Genomic DNA, 19,141 nt, shown 5'->3' on the forward strand with positions numbered 1-19,141 from the left:
GCGTCGTCACCGCCCGTGCCGCCCACACCTCGGCGGACGCAAGTCGAAGAGTGGGGTGGACAAGGTCGAGCGGGGCGTCCGCGCGCCGGCCGAGGTCCGGTGCCGGCCGCTGGCGCGTACGGTGACCGCCGACATGGCGCGTGGCGGCCCGACGCCGGCCGGCGTGGCGCACCTGGTGATGGTGGTCGGACTGGCCCGGTGACCGCACGGGTGGGGCCCGGCACACACGCGCCGGGCCCCACCACTGGTCGTGCGGTCAGGCGGTCACTTCACCACGTTGTACGCGTTGACCATGCCCGAGCCGTAGAACGCGTTGTAGTACTTCCCGCCGGAGCAGGTCGAGTCGTACGCGTGCGGGCCGGCCGCGATCAGCGGCACCGGGTTGTACACCGCGCCCGCCGGGCATGCCTGTGCCACCGCCGTGAGCTGCAGGAAGAGCGTCAGCTGCAGCGGCCCCATCCTCGGGTGGGCCGACAGCGCCAGGGCGGCGACGCCGGTCGCGTGCGGGGAGGACATCGAGGTGCCCTGCTTGTAGCCCCAGCCGTTGGTCCGGGTGGCCGTGTTGAAGGTGGTGGACAGGATGCTGTCGGCGATGGTCGACTGCACGCCCTGGGTGCGGAACCGGGTGTCGCCGCCCGGGGCCGTAACCTCGACGACGCCCTTGCCGTACGACGAGTAGTAGCTCTTCTGCCCGGTCGGGCCGACCGCCGACACCGTCACCACACCCGGCACCTCGGCCGGCAGGACGCGGCACTCGTTGCCCAGGTCCGGGCGGGTCTCGGGGGTCCCGTTGTTCGGGCTACCGTCGTCGGTGATCTTGCCCGCGAGGTCCCAGTTCGAGTTACCCGCGGACGCCACGTTCAGCACGCCCTTGCTCTGCGAGTAACGGATGGCCCGGTGGATCGCGGTCCACGCCGGACGCTGACGCGGGTCGTTGCGGCAGTTCAGCTCCCACGGGTCGACGAAGTAGCTGTTGTTGGTGAGCTGCATGCCGTGATCGGCGGCCCAGATGAACCCGCAGACCGCGGACTCCGGGAAGATGAAGCCCTCGTCGTTCACCACCTTGACCGCGGCGACCTTGACGCCAGGGGCGATACCGGTGACGCCGACACCGTTGACGGCGGCGGCGATGGTGCCGGCGACGTGGGTGCCGTGGTCGGAGGAGGTCGGGTTCCAGGCAGCCTCGGCGGTGTCGACGACACCGCCGACGCAGGACGCGCTCTTGTCCTTGGCGATCTGGCCGGCCAGGTCGGGGTGGCTGCTGGAGATGCCGCTGTCCAGTACGCCGACGACCACGCTCGGGCGGCCGTTGTTGACCGCGTGGGCCTGCGGAACGCCGATCATCGGCATGTCCCACTGCTGGCCGTACATCGGCTCGGCGGTCGGGTCGCCCGTGGAGTTGACGACGTCGGCCGCCGGGACCTCCACGGTCTCGCCCTCTTCGAGGGCGGTACCGAGGCCGGCGGTGGAGGCCGCCGCCTCGACGCCGGCACCCTTCACATCCGTGACGAAGTTCGGGTTGGTGGATCGGGCGACAATCACACCGATCTGGTCGTAGCGGGCCACCACCGTGCCGTTGGCGGCGGCCACCCGGGCGGCAGCCCTGTCGGCCTTGCCGCCCAGCGGGGCGACGACGAGGTAGGTGGCGTCCGGGCCGGCGGCCGCCGCCGGGGCCAGTCCGCCGGTGAGGGCGAGACCGACGCCGAGCGTCACGGAGGACGCGGCGGCCAGGGTCTTGCGACGGAGGTTCTTCACACAGACTCCCAGGGGGCTGTATCCGGCCGGCTCGCGCCCCTGGTGGAGGCGCGGCTCGGCGGGAAGCGGACGGGGCGCCCGCTTCCGATGCACAGCGTAGGAACTCGTCGCGGCGTTACAAACCTCCGTCCGGCCAGACAGGAACTGTCAGACGGTGACAATGAGGGCCGTCCGTAACGGGCGCGGCTGTGGCCGACGCTCTCCCGGTCCGGACTGGACGGGACAGGGGGCAGCGCCGAGGGGTGCCGACCGGCAGAATGTCACCGGCGTCGCCGGGTCCCCGGCGGCGGGGTGTCGGTGCGACGCCGGCAACCGGCCGGCCAGAGGAGGCGGCGAGCGATGACGGTGGTCAGGGGCCTGCGGGAGGCTCTCGTGCTGTTCGTCATCGCGCTCGTGGCGGTGGCCGTCGCGGTGGGCGTGTGGACGGTGGTGGGCGGCGGTGACTTCGTCTTCCGGTTCGGTGTCGCGCTCATCGTGGTCGGCACCCTGCTCGGGCTGACCGGCGACCTGACCCTGAGCCGGATCGGCATGCTGCCGGCCCGGGCGACGTTCGGGCTCGCCCCGGAGCGCGAGGACGCGGGCGGCGGCCGGGTGCTCACCGGGGTCGGCATCTTCCTGTTCGTCTCACTGCCGCTGATGGTCGTCGGCGTGACGGTGCTGGCCTGACCGTCCACACTGTCCTCCGTCGACGCGGCGGCCACGGGCTCGGCTACGCTGACCGGACAACAGCGACAGTCGAGGAGTTTTCGTGTCAGAGGCCGGCGACGTCGGGGTCCGCAACGGGGAACGGGCGGAGCGCATCGACACTTCAGTGGCGCACAACGCCCGGGTGTGGAACTACTGGCTCGGCGGTAAGGACAACTTCGAGCCGGACCGCCGGGTCGGGGAGCACGTCCGCACCATGTTCCCGGTCATCCAGGAGGTCGCCCGGGCCGACCGGCGCTTCCTCGCCCGCGCGGTGCGACACCTGGCCGGCGAGGCGGGCGTCCGGCAGTTCCTCGACATCGGCACCGGCCTGCCCAGCGCCGACAACACCCACCAGATCGCGCAGGCCGTCGCCCCCGACTCCCGGATCGTCTACGTCGACAACGACCCGATGGTGCTGGTGCACGCCCGGGCCCTGCTGACCAGCTCCGCCGAGGGTGCCACCGACTACCTGGAGGCCGACGTGCACGACCCGGCGTCGGTCCTGGCCGGCGCCGCCCGGACACTGGACCTCGACCGGCCGGTGGCGGTGATGATGCTGGGCATCCTCAACTTCGTGCTCGACACCGACGAGGCCGTGGCGATAGTCCACCGGCTGATGGACGAGATGCCGCCGGGCAGCTTCCTGGCGCTCACCCACCCGACCGTCGAGCTGGGTGGCGAGGCGAACGTGCCGGCGATGAAGTTCTGGAACGAGAACGCCGCCCCGCCGATCCGGTCCCGCACCGCAGCCGAGATCGCCCGGTTCCTCGACGGCCTGGAGCTGATCGACCCGGGCCTGGTGTCGTGCGGGCGGTGGCGGCCGGCCGACGGGGAGGAGCCCGTCACCGTCCCGCAGTACGGCTGTGTGGCCCGCAAGCCCTGACCGCGGGCCGACCGGCCGGCGGCCGGGTGGCGCCGACCCGCCCGCGCGTGTCGGTGCCACGTCGTACGGTGTCAGGCATGGCGGCGGCGCAGGAGATCCGGGTCGGGGAGCGGGTCGTGCGCGTCTCCAGCCCCGACAAGCCATACTTCCCGGAGCGCGGGCTGACCAAGCTGGACGTGGTGCGCTACTTCCTCGCCGTGGGCGACGGGATCCTGCGCGCGCTCCGCGACCGCCCGACCATGTTGGAGCGCTGGCCCAAGGGCGTCTTCTCCGGCGCGCGGATCGGCACCCGGCAGGACAACCGGGGCGACGCCTTCTACCAGAAGCGGCTGCCGGCCGGCGCGCCCGACTGGGTCCGCACCGCGCACCTCACCTTCCCCAGCGGCCGGACGGCCGACGAGGTCGCGCCGAGCGAGCTGGCCGTGGTGGTCTGGGCGGCCAACCTGGGCACCCTGCGGTTCCACCCGTGGCCGGTCACCGCCGCCGACGTGGAGCGCCCCGACCAGCTCCGCATCGACCTCGACCCCATGCCCGGGGTCGGCTTCGACCAGGTGGTGCCGGTCGCCCGGGAGGTTCGGGCGTTCCTCGCCGAGCTGGGCCTGACCGGTTACCCGAAGACCACCGGCGGGCGCGGCCTGCACGTCTACCTGTCGATCGAGCCGCGGTGGGGTTTCGCCGACTGCAGCCGGGCGGTGCTGGCGCTCGGCCGCGAGATGCAGCGCCGGCTGCCGGAGCTGGTCACCACCACCTGGTGGCGCGACCAGCGGGACCGGCCGGTCTTCGTCGACTACAACCAGATGTCCCGGGACCACACCATGGCCTCGGCGTACTCGATCCGGCCCACCCCGCAGGCCCTGGTCTCCGCGCCGCTGGACTGGTCGGAGCTGGACCACGCCCGCCCGGAGGATTTCGACGTGGTCGGTATGCCGGCCCGGTTCGCCGAACGGGGCGACCCGCACGCCGGGCTGGACGGGCAGCGGTTCTCCCTGGAGCCGCTGCTGGAGCTGGCCGACCGGGAGGGCCTGGAGGCCCCGCCGGAACGCTGAGCCGGGCGCGGGTTCACTCCCAGGGGCTCTGCGCGCCGTCGAACTCCTCGAAGACCAGCCAGGTCCGGGTCGACAGCACCCCGGAGATGCTCTGCACCCGGCCCAGCACCACGTCCCGCAGGGTGGCGTTGTCCGGCGCCCGGACCAGCGCGAGGACGTCGTGCTCGCCGCCGAGCAGGGCCGCGTGCTCGATGTAGCGCACCCGGGCCAGCTCCGCCGACACCTCCCGCCAGGTGTTCTGCTGGATGGTCAGCGCGATGTACGCCGAGGTGCCCAGCCCGGACGGCTCCGGCGCGACCCGGGCCCGGAACCCGGTGATCACGCCGTCGCGCAGCAGCCGCTCCACCCGCGCGTACGCGTTGGTGCGGGAGACGTGCACCCGCTCGGCGAGGGTGCGGATGGAGATCCGGCCGTCGCGGACCAGCTCGTCGAGGATGCGCCGGTCGACCTCGTCCAGCGGCCCGGCCGAACGTCCCGCCCCGCCCGTTCCGCCCGGCTCCGGATTTGTCTCCTGGCTCAACTTAGGCCCTCCCGAGTGCCGTTTGTCCCACGTTCATCGTGAATCTTGAGTCAATCATCCAACAGCAGGAGCATAGGGCCACCACACGTCCAGGAGGTCCCCGCCGTGACGAGCACACCCCAGGCGGTCCGCAGGGCATCCCCGCGCACCCGCCCGCCGGCCAAGAAGCCCACCAAGGCCCCCGCCCGCGGGCAGGCGACGACCGACCCGACCGCCGGCCTGCTGCCGCAGACGGAGCCGGTACAGCTGCTCGACGCCGACGGCACCCCGCTGCCGGCCCGCGCCGACTACCCCGAGCCGCCCGCCGAGGCGCTGCGCGAGCTGTACCGCCGAATGGTGGTCGGCCGCCGGTTCGACACCCAGGCCACCGCCCTGACCAAGCAGGGCCGGCTCGCCGTCTACCCCTCCTCGCGGGGCCAGGAGGCCTGCCAGGTCGGCGCCGTGCTCGCCGTTCGGGACACCGACTGGGTCTTCCCCACCTACCGCGAGTCGATGGCGCTGGTCTCCCGGGGCATCGACCCCGTCGAGGTGCTCACCCTGCTGCGCGGCGACTGGCACTGCGGGTACGACCCCGCGCAGCGGCACACCGCCCCGCAGTGCACGCCGCTGGCGACCCAGTGCGTGCACGCCGCCGGGCTCGCCTACGGGGAGGCCCACCAGGGGCGGGACACCGTCGCGCTGGCCTTCATCGGCGACGGCGCCACCAGCGAGGGCGACTTCCACGAGGGGATCAACTTCGCCGCCGTGTTCAAGGCCCCCGTCGTGTTCTTCGTGCAGAACAACAAGTACGCCATCAGCGTCCCGCTGTCCCGGCAGACCGCCGCGCCGTCGCTGGCGTACAAGGGCGTCGGGTACGGCGTGCCCAGCGAGCAGGTCGACGGCAACGACCCCGTCGCCGTGCTCGCCGTGCTGACCCGCGCGGTCGAGCACGCCCGCGCAGGTCAGGGCCCGTTCCTGGTCGAGGCGCACACCTATCGGATGGAGCCGCACACCAACGCCGACGACGCCACCCGCTACCGCGACGGCGCCGAGGTCGACACCTGGCGCGACCGGGACCCGGTCGCCCGGCTGGAGACGTACCTGCGCACGCGCGGGGTGCTCGACGACGCCGCGATCGCCGCGGTCGCCGAGGAGGCCGAGGCGTACGCCGCCGACCTGCGGGAGCGGATGCACATCCAGCCGGAGGTCGACCCGCTCAGCCTCTTCGACCACGTCTATGCCGAGCCGACCCCGCAGCTCGTCGAGCAGCGCGAGCTGGTCCGCGCCGAGCTGGCCGCCGACCGGGAGTCCGAGGGGAACGGCTGATGGGCGCCACCACCATGGCGAAGGCGCTCAACGCCGCGCTCGCCGACGCGTTGGCCTCCGACGAGCGGGTGCTCGTCTTCGGCGAAGACGTCGGCAAGCTCGGCGGCGTCTTCCGGATCACCGACGGGCTCCAGGGCCGGTTCGGCGACCGGCGCTGCTTCGACACCCCGCTCGCCGAGGCCGGCATCGTCGGCTTCGCCGTCGGCCTGGCCATGTCGGGGATGCGGCCGGTCGTGGAGATGCAGTTCGACGCGTTCGCGTACCCGGCGTTCGAGCAGATCGCCTCGCACGTGGCCAAGCTGCGCAACCGCACCCGGGGCGCGCTGAGCGTCCCCATGGTCATCCGGGTGCCGTACGCGGGCGGCATCGGCGGGGTCGAGCACCACTGCGACTCGTCCGAGGCGTACTACGCGCACACCCCGGGCCTGAAGGTGGTCACCCCGGCGACCGTCGCCGACGCGTACTCGCTGCTGCGCGAGGCGATCGCCGACCCCGACCCGGTGGTCTTCATGGAGCCGAAGAAGCTCTACTTCTCCAGCGCCGAGGCCGAACTGCCCACCCGCACCGAGCCGTTCGGCCGGGCCGTCGTGCGCCGCCCCGGCCGCGACGCCACCCTGGTCGCGTACGGGCCGGCGGTGCCCGTCGCGCTGGAGGCCGCCGAGGCCGCCCGCGAGGAGGGCTGGGACCTGGAGGTGGTGGACGTGCGCACCATCGTCCCGCTCGACGACGCCACCATCGCCGCCTCCGTGCGCAAGACCGGCCGGTGCGTGGTGATCCAGGAGGCGCAGGGCTTCGCCGGGGTCGGCGCCGAGATCGCCGCCCGGGTGCAGGAGCGCTGCTTCCACGCCCTGCACGCCCCGGTGCTGCGGGTGTCCGGGCTGGACATCCCGTACCCGGCGCCGATGCTGGAGCACACCCACCTGCCCGGGGTGGACCGGGTGCTCGACACGGTGGCCCGGCTCCAGTGGGACGACCAGCCCGACCCGCGCTGGCTGGCCCAGGGCAGCGCGGCATGACCACCGTCGACCGTACCCAGGTCTTCCTCCTGCCGGACCTGGGTGAGGGGCTGGCCGAGGCGGAGATCGTCGAGTGGCGGGTCGCCGTGGGCGACACCGTGACCGTGGACCAGACCGTCGTCGAGGTGGAGACCGCCAAGGCGGTCGTGGACGTGCCCTGCCCGTACGCCGGCCGGGTCGTGACCCTGCACGGCGCGGCCGGCGAGACGCGCCCGGTCGGCCAGCCACTGATCACCATCGCGCCGCTGGACGGCGACGGCGGCGAGCCCGCCGGGCACGCCGCCTACCGGGAGGAGGAGCGCGCCGGCTCCGGCAACGTCCTCATCGGGTACGGCACCGGGCACGGCGGGACGGGCCGGCGGCGTCGCCGCCCCCGCCTCGCGATCGCCCCGGAACCGCCGGCCGTCACCCCGGCCGTGGCCCCGGCACCCGCGCCCGGGCCAGTCCCGGCCCCGGCCCCGGCGGTGGCTCCCGCGCCGTCCCCCGTGCAGGCCGGCGCTTCCACGCCAACTGCCCATCCGGCGGTGGCTCTCGCGCTCGCCCCGGCGGCGGGCACCGGGACCGGGTCGGCGCTGGTCATTTCGCCGATCGTCCGGAGGCTGGCCCGCGAGCACGGCATCGACCCGGCCACCCTGCGGGGCACCGGCCCCGGTGGGGTGGTCCGCCGGGCCGACGTCGAGGCAGCCCTCGCCACCCCGGCCACGCCGCTGGCCCCGGCCCCCCGACTCGCCCCGGTGCCGACCCGGCCCGAGCCCGCCCGGTCGGCCGGCGACGAGGACCTCGTCATCCCGCTCACCGGCATCCGCAAGGCGATCGCCGACAAGCTCTCCCGCAGCCGGCGGGAGATCCCCGAGGTGACCATCTGGGTCGACGCGGACGCCACCGCGCTGGTGCAGACCCGGCGGGCGATCAACGCCGCGACGCCGGACCAGCCGGTGAGCATCCTGGCCCTGCTGGCCCGGATCTGCCTCAGCGGCCTGCGCCGGTTCCCACAGCTCAACGCGCGCGTCGACACCGAGGGGCAGCGGATCGTCCAGTCCCGTGGAGTGCACCTGGGCATCGCCGCGCAGACCGACCGGGGCCTGGTCGTCCCGGTGCTGCGCGACGCCCAACTGCTCACCACCCGGGAGCTGTCCGTGGCCCTCGCCGAGACCACCGCCGCGGCCCGGGCCGGCGCACTGCCCCCGGCCCGCCTCACCGGCGGCACCTTCACCCTCAACAACTACGGGGTGTTCGGGGTCGACGGCTCTACCCCGATCATCAACCACCCGGAGGCGGCGCTGCTCGGGGTGGGCCGGATCGTGGACAAGCCGTGGGTGGTCGACGGGCAGCTCGCCGTACGAAAGGTGACGCAGCTCAGCCTCACCTTCGACCACCGGGTCTGCGACGGAGCGGTGGCCGGGGGCTTCCTGCGGCACGTCGCCGACTGCGTCGAACAGCCGGCCCTGCTGGTGGCGAACGTCTGACCGTGCCGGTCCCGGCGCGCGTGCCGCGCCTTCGGGTGCCTCTCTTGCCGCCCAGGCAACGAGAGAGGCACCCGAAGGGCGGCGGGACCCGGGCGCGCGGCCTGCCGGTGACGGCGCCGGCTGGGCCGGGCACCGGATAGGCGCCGGACCACGGCCCGGCTCGGTCGCAGCAGTCGGTCCGGTCCGCACGCGAACCCGTCGGTCACGGCATTCGACGCGCCTTGTCGCGAAACCACCTCGCCCGGCCGACGACGTCCTTTCCGGCGAAAACGGGTTTCCGAGCCCCGGCCGGCCCACTGCCCCGACAATTCCGCCAACCTGTCACGGCGGGGAATACCGTGCGCGATCCGGCGAATAACGGTCGCGCGGTGCGATGAGGGAACTGTTTCCCGAACGAGCGCAATCCTGACTGGGGCGCCGGGGACAGGGCGGCGCCATTCCGTTTTCCGGAGCGGCGGCCGGGAAATCGGCGCCGTGGGCGGCCACCCCGGTCGTCCGTGGCGGTACGGGTGCGAGCCGCGCCCCTCCACCGCCCGTCGTTCGCCGTCCGAGAGGAGAGCGCAGTGCCGTTCCAGGGAGTGCCGGTCAACGTCCGGGACCGTCGTCCCGCCGTCGCCGGAGCGCCGCTGCACTGCGACGCCACCGAGTACGGGCTGTGCGGTGACGGGGTGACCAACGACCAACCAGCGCTGGCCGCGCTGGTGGACCGCCTCGGTGACGGGTACGCCGCCGACGGCCGGGCCCGGGTGATCTACTGCCCGCCCGGCATCTACTCCATCCGGGACGCGGGCACGGTGTGGCGCAGCGGGGTGTCGCTGATCGGGGCCGGACCGGGCGCGACCCGGTTCCTGCTGAGCAACGAGGGCAACCGCTCCGAGCCGACGCCGCTGGCCTTCTGGACCACGGTCCAGCACGGCGCCGACCGCGACCGGCACATCGCCGACTGCACCTTCGCCGACTTCGAGATCGACGGCTCCGGCGTGGCCATGGCCGAGTACAACTACCTGGCCAAGGGGCTCGGCCTCCAGTACGTGGTGCGTGGGACGTTCCGGAACCTCTACATCCACCACACCGCCGCGACGGGGCTCGGCTGCGACTTCCTCCAGGACAGCCTGATCGAGGGGGTGGTGGTGGTCGGCTGCGGCCGACTGGACAACGGCGAGGAGATGGGCGGCGCCGGGATCGGCGTCGGCATCGGCGGCTGGGGCACCGTGGAGCGGCTCACCATCGCCAACTGCACCACACTGAGCAACGGCACCAACGGCATCTTCCTGGAGCTGCAGAAGCCCTACTGGCCGCCCCCGCGTGGCTACCGGATCATCGGCTGCCACAGCCAGGGCAACCGGTTCGGCATCTCCGACTGGGGCGCCGACGGGCTGGTCGTCTCCGCCTGCACCATGATCGGCAACCTGGAGGCCGGCTTCGACGTCTCCGCCGAGGGGACGTCCGGCATCGCCGGCCGGGGCGGCCTGCTGGCCGACTGCGTCATCGACGGCAACATCCGCGACGGCGTCAGCATGGGCAACACCCCCGGCCCGTACACGCTCCGGGGCAACCGGATCAGCGGGAACGGGGCGTACGGGTACCACGGGCACGATCTGGGTCACGGCTACGAGGGTGCGGCCATGGACGTGGTCATCGACAGCAACGACTTCTGGGGCAACGGCCTGGACGGCATCCGGATCGACCGCCCGATGGCCGACGCCGTGCTGCTCAACAACCGGATCCGCAACAACGGCCGGCAGTGCGCCGACGAGTACCGGGGCAGCGGGGAGTCCGTCCGCTGCAACGACCGGTCGCTGGTCGACCGGGCGGCGGACTGGCCGCACGACGGGCACCGGGGCAAGGTGCTGCGGGTGGACAGAAGGGTTGCCGTGGTCGCTGCGAACGACGGCAACGAGCTCAGCCTCGCCCCGGTCCGCCCCGACGCCTACAGCGCGTGGAGCGGCGACACCCCCCTGCCCGGCGTCGCGTACGAGCTGTCGGCGGCGCCGGAGTGCCGGGCCGGGATCACGATCAACGCGCCGTTCGACTCCGCCACCGTCCGGGGCAACCGGATCTGGGACAACCACGACAGGCGTACGCAGACCCACGGGCTGTGGATCACCGAGCGGGGCAGTTGCGTCGCCTGCCGGGTGGAGGACAACGACCTGGCCGGCAACGCCGTGGCCCCCACCCGGCTCGACACCCCGCCGGTCGGCGGCCGGTGGGACCGCAACCACGGTGACCAGGACTGGGACTGCTGACCGCCGGTGGACGGTTCCGGTCGGGCGCACGGCGGGGCGAACCGGTCGTCCGGGGTGACCCGGCCGAACCGTGACACCGGGTCCTGTCAGGTCGGCGGGAACACTTTCGCCCCGGTGCCGCCGAAACTGCCGAAAAATGTTTCACGTAATTCCCGGAAAGATGCGCCGCGCCTCCCGTCGGGCCGTACAGAATGTGGCCAAGGGGAAATGGGAATGGGGTGCGGAATATGAACGTGAGGCGGCGACTGACGCTATTTGCGGTAACCATCGCAGCCACGCCACTGGTCATCGGCGGGTGCACCGCCGAGCGGAAGGCAGCCGGGGAATCGGCGCCACCGCCCGCGGTCGAGCTGACGCCCGCCGACCGGGCCCGGGACATCCCGGTCAGCGCCGAGGTGGGCACCAGCGTGACGAACGGGAAGGTCAGCTCCGTCCGGCTCACCGACGACAAGGGGCGGCAGGTGGGCGGAGAGCCCCGGGATGACGGGTCGAGCTGGGTGCCCAGCGGGCCCCTGGCGAACGGGCGGACGTACACCGCCGAGGTGACGGTGACCGGGGACGGGGGGCGGACCTCCACCCGGAAGACCACCTTCACCACGGCGACGAAGCCGACGAAGCCGGCGATCACTAGCACGCTCTACTTCGCGGGCAACCAGACGTACGGCACCGCGATGCCGGTGACGGTGGCCTTCGAGCCGGCCGTGCCGAAGGAGGCGCGGGCGGCGGTGCAGAAGCGGCTGTTCGTCAAGACCGATCCGCCGCAGCCGGGCACCTGGTCGTGGCTGGAGGACGGCAGCCAGGTGTACTACCGGGCGCCCGACTTCTGGCGGCCGGGCACCGCGATCAGCGTCCGGGCGGCGCTGGAGGGGCTGCCGATCGGCAAGGAACGGATGGGCGACGCCGACCGCAGGGCCACCTCGAAGATCGGGCGACAGGTCGCCGTCGACATCGACAACGCCACGAAGCAGATGTCGGTGTTCCGGGACGGCAAGCTGGTCCGCCGCATCCCGGTCAGCCTCGGCAAGCCGAGCACGCCCAGCTCCAGCGGCAAGATGGTGATCATGGAGAAGCACGAGCGGACGACGTTCGACACCCGCGGCGAGCCCGACGGCGGCTACGTGGTCGACGTCGACGACGCGCAGCGGCTCACCTGGGGTGGTGAGTTCATCCACTCGGCTCCGTGGTCCGAGGGCGACCAGGGCTACACCAACGTCTCCCATGGCTGCGCCAACGTCTCCGCCACGGCGGCCGACTGGCTGATGGAGAACACCCAGGTCGGCGACCTGGTGACCGTCAAGGGCACCGAGGTGCCGCTGCAGGCCGGCAACGGCTGGACGGCCTGGAACGTCGGCTGGGACGAGTTCGCGAAGGGCAGCGCGTTGCCCGTACCGGCCGGGCTGCGGCCCAGCCCGCACGCGGCGCAGCACCCCGGCGCGGTGGCCGGCGGCAGCTCGCCCGCACCGGCCCCCTCGGCCAGCGGCGGCTGAGCACGGGAGGAACGACCGCCGGACCGGTCCGCCACCGCACGGTGGCGGACCGGTCGCCGTTCTCACCGGGTGCGCCCCTGTCGCCCAACCACGCAGGGGACGCCCCCCGGTCGGCCCTCAGGCGAGCGGCACCCGGGCCACGCCCGGGCCGACCAGGCTGCCGAGCCAGAGCCGGTCGCCGTGCTGACGTACGCCGGTGATCATCCAGTAGGCGCCGCGCGGGCCGTGCAGGGTCCGCAGCACCGTGCCCGCGCCGTCGACCAGCGCGACCAGCCCGTAGCGGCGCGGCTGCGGCCGGACCGCGTCGGGCAGCAGCGCCACCAGCTGCCGCAGCCGCGGGTGCGGCAGCAGCCGCTCCACGGCCGGCAGCCGCGGGCTGGGCAGGGCTATCCAGTACGTCCCGTCGCCGACCGCGGACAGGTTGTCCGGGTAGGCCGGCAGGTCCGTCAGCACGGTGGCCGCCCCGCCGGGCAGGTCGACCCGCAGCATCCGGTGGGTGGTCGTCTCCACCAGGATCAGCGCGGACTCGTCCGGGGTGAGCGCGATCCCGTTGGGGAAGTAGAAACCGCTCGCCACCACCTCGGTGCGCCCGGTGCCCGGGGCGTACGCCAGCACCCGCCCGTTGGGCCGGTGTTCGAGCAGGTCGTGCTTCCAGTGCGAGAGCGGGAACCGGTCGGAGGAGTCGGTGAAGTAGATCGTGCCGTCCCGGGCGACGGTGGCGTTGTTCGCCAGGTGCACCGGCGGGGCGGTGCCCGTCAGCTTCCGTACCGCCCCGTCCGGGGTGACCCGCAGCAGCCCCCGGTAGGCGTCGCAGACGACGAGGCTGCCGTCGCGCGGGTCGACCTCGATGCCGAGCGGCCGGCCGCCGGTCTCGGCCAGCAGTTGGGAACGGGTGCCCGCGGGCGCGTCCGCCGGCCACCACCAGAGCCGGCCGTCCTCGTCGCCGCTGACCACCCGGCCGTCCGGGTCGACCACGACGTCCTCGGGGCCGTGCGCGCCCTCGGCCAGCGGCAGCAGCTCCGCGTCGTCGAGCCGCAGGTCGGTCGCCGCCCACGGCCCGTTCAACGGGGGCGGCACGGTGGCCGGCTCGCGGACGGGCCGGATGGGCCGGGGCACACGGGGACGGGGTACGACCATCGGGTCATTGTCACCCGCCGCGCGCGCCGGCCTTGTCCCCGCCGCGCGTGTCGTGCAGGCCCGCCCGCCCGGCACCCCGCCCGCCCGCGCCCCGACGGTCGCCGGGCCCCGCCCGGGTCGCCCGCCAGCCGCACCGGGTCGGCCGGGTCCGCCGGTGCCACCGGGGCGCCCGGCGTTGCCGCAGCTCCTGCTCAGGGTGGACCCGGAGTGACTCGGGGTCAGACCCTGGGTGTACCCGGAGTCACCCCTCGGCAGGGTGGAATTGTCGGGGGGTGGGGCTAGATTCGTGGTCATGGAGCAGCGCAGCGATCGGTTCCACGTGCAGGTCAGCGTGGAGGATCACGTGGTGGAGATGAGGGCGACCGGCGAGGTCGACATCGCCACCGTCGGTCTGCTGCGCGCCGCGTTGTGGGCCGCCCCGGCCCGGCCGCTGCTGCGGCTCGACATCTCCGGCGTCCGGCTGCTCTCCGCAGCCGGGGTCCGGGCGCTGATCGCCGCGCACCGGCGGGTCCGCGCCCGCGGTGGGGAGCTGGTGCTCGTCGACCCGGCCCCGGTGGTCGCCCGGGTGCTGCACGTCACCGGCCTGGACCGCGTCATCCCCGTCCGGGACGGCGCCGCCACTGCGACCTCGTCTGCCGCCGCTGTCTCTTCCCCGGCAGTGCCGCGTGTGCTGGCACCGCTCGCCCTCGCCCCGGCGGGGGAGTCGTCGGCGCGACCGGGTCCGGCGGTCACCCCGCCGGAACCGGCCGCGCTCGGGTCGCTGGCCCGCGCCCTGGGGTCGCTCGTGCCCGTGGCGGAGGCGTCCTCCGCACCCATGCTGGCCTGCGTCTGACGGCCTGTCGTCGGGTGGGGCCGCCGGCACCGGCCGGCGACCCCACCCGGGTCAGCGGACGCCGAGCAGGTCGACGACGAACACCAGGGTCTCGCCGGGCTTGATGAGGCCGCCGGCGCCCTGGTTGCCGTACCCGAGGTGCGGCGGAATGGTGAGCTTGCGCCGGCCGCCGACCCGCATGCCGACCACGCCCTGATCCCAGCCGGCGATGACCCTCCCGCCACCCAGCGGAAACTCGAACGCCTCGCCGTGGTTCCAGGACGCGTCGAACTCGCGACCCGTGGAGTGGGCCACCCCCACGTAGTGCACGGTGGCCCGCTGACCGCGCTGGGCCTCCGGGCCCTCGCCGACCGTGAGGTCCTCGATGACGAGATCGGCGGGCGGCGCGCCCTCGATCGGGCCAACCTGGGGCTTGTCCATGTCGTACGCCTCCTGCTCGGTGCTGCGGCTAACTGCGGTCGCCGTCGATCCTGCCGGATCGTGATCTGCCGATGCCCGGCGGTCCCGCACCCGGCGGTCCCGGCGCGGCCCGACATGCGGCGGCGGGCGCCACCGGGAAGGTGGCGCCCGCCGGGGCCGTGCTCGTCCGACTAGATCAGCCAGGGGAACCGCTGGACGATGGGCAGCCGCTTCCAGGCCCGGCCGAGGCCGAGGGTGTCGCCCGCGCCGAGCAGGGCGAGGACCACCAGGACTGCGGCGTAGATGAGGTGGTCGTCCATGAAGGGGTTGTTCTCGGGGGGCAGGACGGCCGTCCACATCATCACCAGCAGCAGGCCGCCGGCAACGGTGGCGATCCGCATCCCGATGCCGAGAATCAGGGCCACGCCGATGGCGGCCAGGCCGGCCATGAACAGCCAGTCCGCCCAGGCCGCGCCGGCGATCTCGGTGTAGAACCCCTTGAACGGGCCGGCCGTGCCGAAGGCCAGGAAGCCCTTGGTGGGGCTGCCCCCGTCGATCCAGGCGTTCTTCGCCTCGGTCCCGTGGCCGAGGCCGAACATCTTGTCCAAAAAGGCCCAGAGGAAGGTCCAGCCCAGGGCGATCCGAATTCCAGCCAGGACGTACCGGGTGGCCTTCTGCCGGGTGGTCTCGCCCGATGGAGCGATAGTGTTGGCGGTGGTCCGCTCGATCGTCGCGGCCATGGTCTTCACGTCCCTTCCTGTGCTTCGCACCGCGTTCCCGGTGGCAGTTCCATTGGACATCGTCACCGTTGTCCCCGTCAGGGCCGATGGGTCCGCTTCCGACCGGGACCTTTGACCCCGATTGCTCGGTCCGGTGGCCGTCCCGGCCGGGACCGTACCCCGCCTGCCTCGTCCGACCGTAGTCGATGATCACGCAACCGCAACCGCAACCGATGGGACCGGGAGACCGGTGACCACGCCGGCTACCGGTCCGCAGGGGTCATTCGGGGCGGGACACCGGCCGGTCGAGCTGCCCGGCCAGCAGCGCGGGCGCCTCTGCCAGCGACGGGCCGTACCAGGTGAGGTGCCGGCCCGAGAGCAGCGCGCACGGCGTGCCGGGGAACGCCTCCGGGCCGTCGTCGGCCGTGAACCGGTACGGCTCGTCCGGCAGCACCACCAGGTCCGGTTCCCGGCTCCGCAGCTCGGCCAGTTCCGGGCGGGGGTAACGCTCGGGGTGCGCGGCGTAGGCGTTCGCGACCCCAAGGCGGCGCAGCACGTCACCGGCGAAGGTGTCGGCGCCGAGCACCACCCACGGTCGACGCCACACCGGCACGACCGCCCGCCGGGTGAGTGCCGGCGCGGGCGCCGCCCAGGCCCGCCGGGCCGCCCGCAACCAACCCGGATCGTCGGGTACGCCGAGCGCGGCGAGCAGGTCCGCCAGCTCCCGCAGTGCCTCGGGCACGGTACGGGGGTAGGTGACCCGCACGGGCACCCCGGCCGCCCGCAGCGCCTCCGCGTCGGCCTTGCGGTTCTCCTCGACGTTGAGCAGCACGAGGTCGGGCCGCAGCGCGCGTACCCGGTCGAGGTCGGGGTACTTGCTGCCGCCGACCCGGGCCACGTCGAGCCCGGCGGGATGGGTGCAGTAGTCCGTCGCGCCGACCAGCAGCCGCGGCGCGGTCACCGCCACCGCCTCGGTCAGCGACGGCACCAGGGACACCACCCGCACGCCCGACACCCCCTTCGCCTGCTCAACGAGCTGCTCGACCGCCGGCAGGGGGAGCGGGGCAATCTGATCGTCCCGCGTTACCCGACCGGCACCTCGGCCATCTCGGGGGCCAGCCGGGCCACCGGCACGCCCTCCCGGGCGGCCCACCCGACGGCGTGCTGGACGTCGGCCACGGGCAGCGGCCGCCGGGCCGTCACGGTGACCGCCGCGTGCACCGCGAACGCGACGAACGGGTACGACCGGACCAGGCCGCCGACCGCCTCGTGCACCTGACCGGCCACCGTCACCGCCTGCTCCTCGGTCAGCGCCGGCAGCAACAGCAGGTACTCCTGGTCCGACAGGCGTACGGCCCGGTCCACCGGGCGCAGCGGCGCGGTCACCGCCCCGATCACCGCCTGTGCCTCGCGGGCCGCGCTGCGCCGGCCGAAGCGCTCCGGCGCGCCGGCCGGCTCGTCCACCCGAACGCCGATCAGCGCCACCGGCAGCGTGCCCGACGCGGTGATCCCGTCCGCGCCCGTCCACCGCCGCATCCCCGACTCGTCGAGCAGCGGGGCGGCGCCCTCGGCGGCTCCCGCCTCGGCGCCCCGGCCGCGGTCACCCGGCCCCGACCCGGTCGCCCAGCGGTCCCGGGCCGCCCGCTCGGCGCGGGAGAACATCAGCCGCAGTGCCGCCTCGCCGCGTGTCTCCCCGGGCGTCGAGGGCAGATCACGCACCCGGGCCAGCACGTCGTCCACGGCCGCGCGGACCGCGTCGGGAAGCCGGTCGGCGAGCCGGTCGCGCAGCCGCAGGACCTGGTGCAGCGCCTCGTCGCGGCGGAAACACCACTGGCCGTCGAAGAGCCGGCCGGCCTCCAGCGTGGCCGCCGGCTGCACCTCCGCCCGGTCGTACGCGACCAGCGCCGCGCCGAACCGGGGGGTCAGCGCGAGCACGCTCCACTCCCGCGCCAGGTCCTCGGTCTCCTCCAGGGCCACCCCGTACGCGCCGTCGGGGAGCCCCGAAGGGCGCTGCCCGACCACGCCCACCACCGCCACCGCCCCCGAGGCGGCGATCCGCTCGTAGACCGCCCGTTCCCGTTCGAAGTACGGCATCCGCTGGAAGAGCGCGATGACCACCAGCGGCCCGTCCTCGGCGGTGGCCATGGCGGCGCATTCGATGGCGTGGGAGACGGCGACGAGGCTGCGCTTGGTCATGAGTTCCGGGGGCCGTCCACTGTGCAGCACCCGCTGAGCCTAGAGAATCGGACCATGGACCACTTCCGCCGGCCCCGTCCCGCCGGCACCGTGGCAGGACGGGCCGGGTGGCGTACCCCGGGCCGACCGGCGGCCGGGCGCAGGCCGCACCGGCGAGGTGGGAACCATGATCGACGGCCTAGACTCGGGCCGGTCGACGGCCCGATGGATGGACAAGGCGGATGACGAGTACCGGTAGTGACGACGGCTCCCTGCTGCGCCCCGTCGCGGCGTCGAACGGCCGTGGCCCGGCCCTCGCCCGGGGCGGCCAGGTGGTGTACGCCGCCCGGCGGCTCGGCGAGCTGCTGCACGGCCGCCCGCCGGGGGTCACCGGCCACCAGTGGAGCTCGGCCGGCCGGGAGTGCTTTGACCACGTGGTGTGCGCTGCCCCTACTGGCCGCCCGCTGTTCGCCGTCGAGGTCGGGCCGCCGGTGCCGCCCGGGTCGGCGGCCCAGCGCGCCGAGCGGATGAAGGACGCCGTGTGTGCGGCGGTCGGCCTGGCGGTGCTGCGGATCGCCTCGCCCACCCTGCGCGCCGCGGACCATGGCCGGCGGATCGTCGAGTACGTCATCGACGCGCGCGCCTACGCCGAGGCCGTCCGGTCGGACCCGGGGCACACCGATCCCGGGGAGGCCACGCCGGTCGCCTTCCGGGACATCGTCGGCCGGCTGCCGGACGGGCGCAGCGGGCACGTCAACGACCTCGGTGCCCTGGCCCGGGCGGCAGCCGTGGAGGCCTACGTCTCCCGTCGGCTGGTCGACCCGATCGTTCGGGGCCTGCACGTGTGCTGGGCGGACGGCCCGGCCGAGGGCTGGAGCTGGGTCGAGGTGCGTCCCGGCCGGTGCCTGGTGGAACGGGTGCGGGTGTCAGAACACCGCCTCTCCTGCGGGGTGGACCCGGGACGGCTCGCCGAGGATCTCGCCGCCGTGGCGGTGGGCGAGCGGCTGCGTGGCCTCGACGGCGGCGAGCCGGAGCTGATGGACCGCGAACAGCTCGACGGGGACATCCGCCAGTTGCGGGCGCGCCGTGACGAAATGCGGAACGGCTTCGGTTTCGATCACCTCTGTGCGGACTGACGCCCCTGGAACGGGGCGGTCGACCGGCCGTCCCCGGGCGGGCTGACGCCCTTTGTGGGACGGCCGTATACCGGCCGTCGGTGGCGACCGTACGCCTTTGGAACGGCGGTGGCGCGACGACCGGTGGCGCGACTGCGCGTCCCGGCCGGTCTCACCGTTCACCGGGGCGGTCGCTCCCGCAGAATTCCCATATTCGGGTTGAACCTTCGCGTCACGGTCCCGACTTCAGCGGGAATGGACAGGATCTCTCCCCCCACCGCGCCTGCGGGCGTGGATGACGGTGCGGAAAAACGCCGTCGACGACCAGCGACTGCGCCCGCACGTCGCAGTGA

17 protein-coding genes and 1 pseudogene are annotated in these 19,141 nt (G+C 73.9%); 11 read left to right on the forward strand and 7 right to left on the reverse strand.

The window, feature by feature from the left end:
• Window positions 1-55 precede the first annotated feature (55 nt).
• Window positions 56-202 (forward strand): hypothetical protein, encoded by a 147-nt coding sequence (locus tag OG617_RS29410; RefSeq protein WP_405096168.1) that lies wholly within the window; start codon window positions 56-58, stop codon window positions 200-202.
• A 62-nt stretch (window positions 203-264) separates the two neighbouring features.
• Here OG617_RS29410 and OG617_RS29415 read toward each other — a convergent pair whose 3' ends face one another.
• Window positions 265-1,755 (reverse strand): S8 family peptidase, encoded by a 1,491-nt coding sequence (locus tag OG617_RS29415; protein ID WP_405096169.1) that lies wholly within the window; start codon window positions 1,753-1,755, stop codon window positions 265-267.
• Window positions 1,756-2,094: 339 nt separating this feature from the next.
• Here OG617_RS29415 and OG617_RS29420 point away from each other — a divergent pair, with 339 nt between their 5' ends.
• The 3 genes from OG617_RS29420 to OG617_RS29430 all read left to right on the forward strand — a co-directional run bounded on the left by OG617_RS29420 (window position 2,095) and on the right by OG617_RS29430 (window position 4,371).
• Window positions 2,095-2,421 carry a hypothetical protein gene (locus OG617_RS29420; RefSeq protein WP_387017534.1) on the forward strand — a complete coding sequence of 109 codons (327 nt, stop codon included), beginning with the start codon at window positions 2,095-2,097 and terminating at the stop codon, window positions 2,419-2,421.
• A gap of 82 nt (window positions 2,422-2,503) precedes the next feature.
• Window positions 2,504-3,325 (forward strand): SAM-dependent methyltransferase, encoded by an 822-nt coding sequence (locus tag OG617_RS29425; RefSeq protein WP_405096170.1) that lies wholly within the window; start codon window positions 2,504-2,506, stop codon window positions 3,323-3,325.
• 77 nt (window positions 3,326-3,402) lie between these two features.
• Entirely contained in the window at window positions 3,403-4,371 is a 969-nt protein-coding gene (locus tag OG617_RS29430; protein WP_405096171.1) for a DNA polymerase domain-containing protein, read from the forward strand.
• A gap of 13 nt (window positions 4,372-4,384) precedes the next feature.
• Here OG617_RS29430 and OG617_RS29435 read toward each other — a convergent pair whose 3' ends face one another.
• Window positions 4,385-4,891, reverse strand: coding sequence for an Lrp/AsnC family transcriptional regulator (locus tag OG617_RS29435; protein ID WP_405096172.1), 507 nt, complete (start codon window positions 4,889-4,891; stop codon window positions 4,385-4,387).
• Between the two features lie 72 nt (window positions 4,892-4,963).
• Between OG617_RS29435 and pdhA the strand changes: the two genes are divergently transcribed.
• The 5 genes from pdhA to OG617_RS29460 all read left to right on the forward strand — a co-directional run bounded on the left by pdhA (window position 4,964) and on the right by OG617_RS29460 (window position 12,411).
• On the forward strand, window positions 4,964-6,196 hold the full coding sequence (gene pdhA, locus OG617_RS29440) for a pyruvate dehydrogenase (acetyl-transferring) E1 component subunit alpha (RefSeq protein ID WP_405103999.1): 1,233 nt from the start codon (window positions 4,964-4,966) through the stop codon (window positions 6,194-6,196).
• Complete coding sequence (locus OG617_RS29445; RefSeq protein WP_405096173.1) at window positions 6,196-7,212, forward strand: alpha-ketoacid dehydrogenase subunit beta; 1,017 nt, start codon at window positions 6,196-6,198, stop codon at window positions 7,210-7,212. Before pdhA ends, OG617_RS29445 begins: the two co-directional genes overlap by 1 nt.
• Entirely contained in the window at window positions 7,209-8,678 is a 1,470-nt protein-coding gene (locus tag OG617_RS29450) for a dihydrolipoamide acetyltransferase family protein (protein ID WP_405096174.1), read from the forward strand. The genes OG617_RS29445 and OG617_RS29450 overlap by 4 nt, the downstream gene beginning before the upstream one ends.
• A gap of 563 nt (window positions 8,679-9,241) precedes the next feature.
• Window positions 9,242-10,924 (forward strand): right-handed parallel beta-helix repeat-containing protein, encoded by a 1,683-nt coding sequence (locus OG617_RS29455; protein WP_405096175.1) that lies wholly within the window; start codon window positions 9,242-9,244, stop codon window positions 10,922-10,924.
• Between the two features lie 227 nt (window positions 10,925-11,151).
• Window positions 11,152-12,411 (forward strand): Ig-like domain-containing protein, encoded by a 1,260-nt coding sequence (locus OG617_RS29460; protein WP_405096176.1) that lies wholly within the window; start codon window positions 11,152-11,154, stop codon window positions 12,409-12,411.
• A gap of 117 nt (window positions 12,412-12,528) precedes the next feature.
• Here OG617_RS29460 and OG617_RS29465 read toward each other — a convergent pair whose 3' ends face one another.
• Window positions 12,529-13,548, reverse strand: coding sequence for an SMP-30/gluconolactonase/LRE family protein (locus OG617_RS29465; protein ID WP_405096177.1), 1,020 nt, complete (start codon window positions 13,546-13,548; stop codon window positions 12,529-12,531).
• 292 nt (window positions 13,549-13,840) lie between these two features.
• Between OG617_RS29465 and OG617_RS29470 the strand changes: the two are divergent.
• Window positions 13,841-14,200, forward strand: a pseudogene (locus tag OG617_RS29470) (STAS domain-containing protein); the annotation flags it as partial.
• A 231-nt stretch (window positions 14,201-14,431) separates the two neighbouring features.
• Here OG617_RS29470 and OG617_RS29475 read toward each other — a convergent pair.
• The 4 genes from OG617_RS29475 to OG617_RS29490 form a co-directional block, all read right to left on the reverse strand.
• Complete coding sequence (locus OG617_RS29475) at window positions 14,432-14,800, reverse strand: FKBP-type peptidyl-prolyl cis-trans isomerase (protein WP_405096178.1); 369 nt, start codon at window positions 14,798-14,800, stop codon at window positions 14,432-14,434.
• 170 nt (window positions 14,801-14,970) lie between these two features.
• A complete protein-coding gene (locus OG617_RS29480) occupies window positions 14,971-15,528 on the reverse strand; it encodes a hypothetical protein (RefSeq protein WP_405096179.1) in 558 nt (185 codons plus the stop codon).
• A gap of 250 nt (window positions 15,529-15,778) precedes the next feature.
• Window positions 15,779-16,504 carry a helical backbone metal receptor gene (locus OG617_RS29485; RefSeq protein WP_405096180.1) on the reverse strand — a complete coding sequence of 242 codons (726 nt, stop codon included), beginning with the start codon at window positions 16,502-16,504 and terminating at the stop codon, window positions 15,779-15,781.
• A 77-nt stretch (window positions 16,505-16,581) separates the two neighbouring features.
• Complete coding sequence (locus OG617_RS29490) at window positions 16,582-17,724, reverse strand: DICT sensory domain-containing protein (RefSeq protein WP_405096181.1); 1,143 nt, start codon at window positions 17,722-17,724, stop codon at window positions 16,582-16,584.
• Window positions 17,725-17,915: 191 nt separating this feature from the next.
• Here OG617_RS29490 and OG617_RS29495 point away from each other — a divergent pair, with 191 nt between their 5' ends.
• Complete coding sequence (locus OG617_RS29495; RefSeq protein ID WP_405096182.1) at window positions 17,916-18,809, forward strand: hypothetical protein; 894 nt, start codon at window positions 17,916-17,918, stop codon at window positions 18,807-18,809.
• The last annotated feature ends 332 nt before the right edge of the window (window positions 18,810-19,141 follow it).

The sequence above is a fragment of the Micromonospora sp. NBC_01412 genome (assembly GCF_045040215.1).
Taxonomy (GTDB): Bacteria; Actinomycetota; Actinomycetes; order Mycobacteriales; family Micromonosporaceae; genus Micromonospora; species Micromonospora rubida.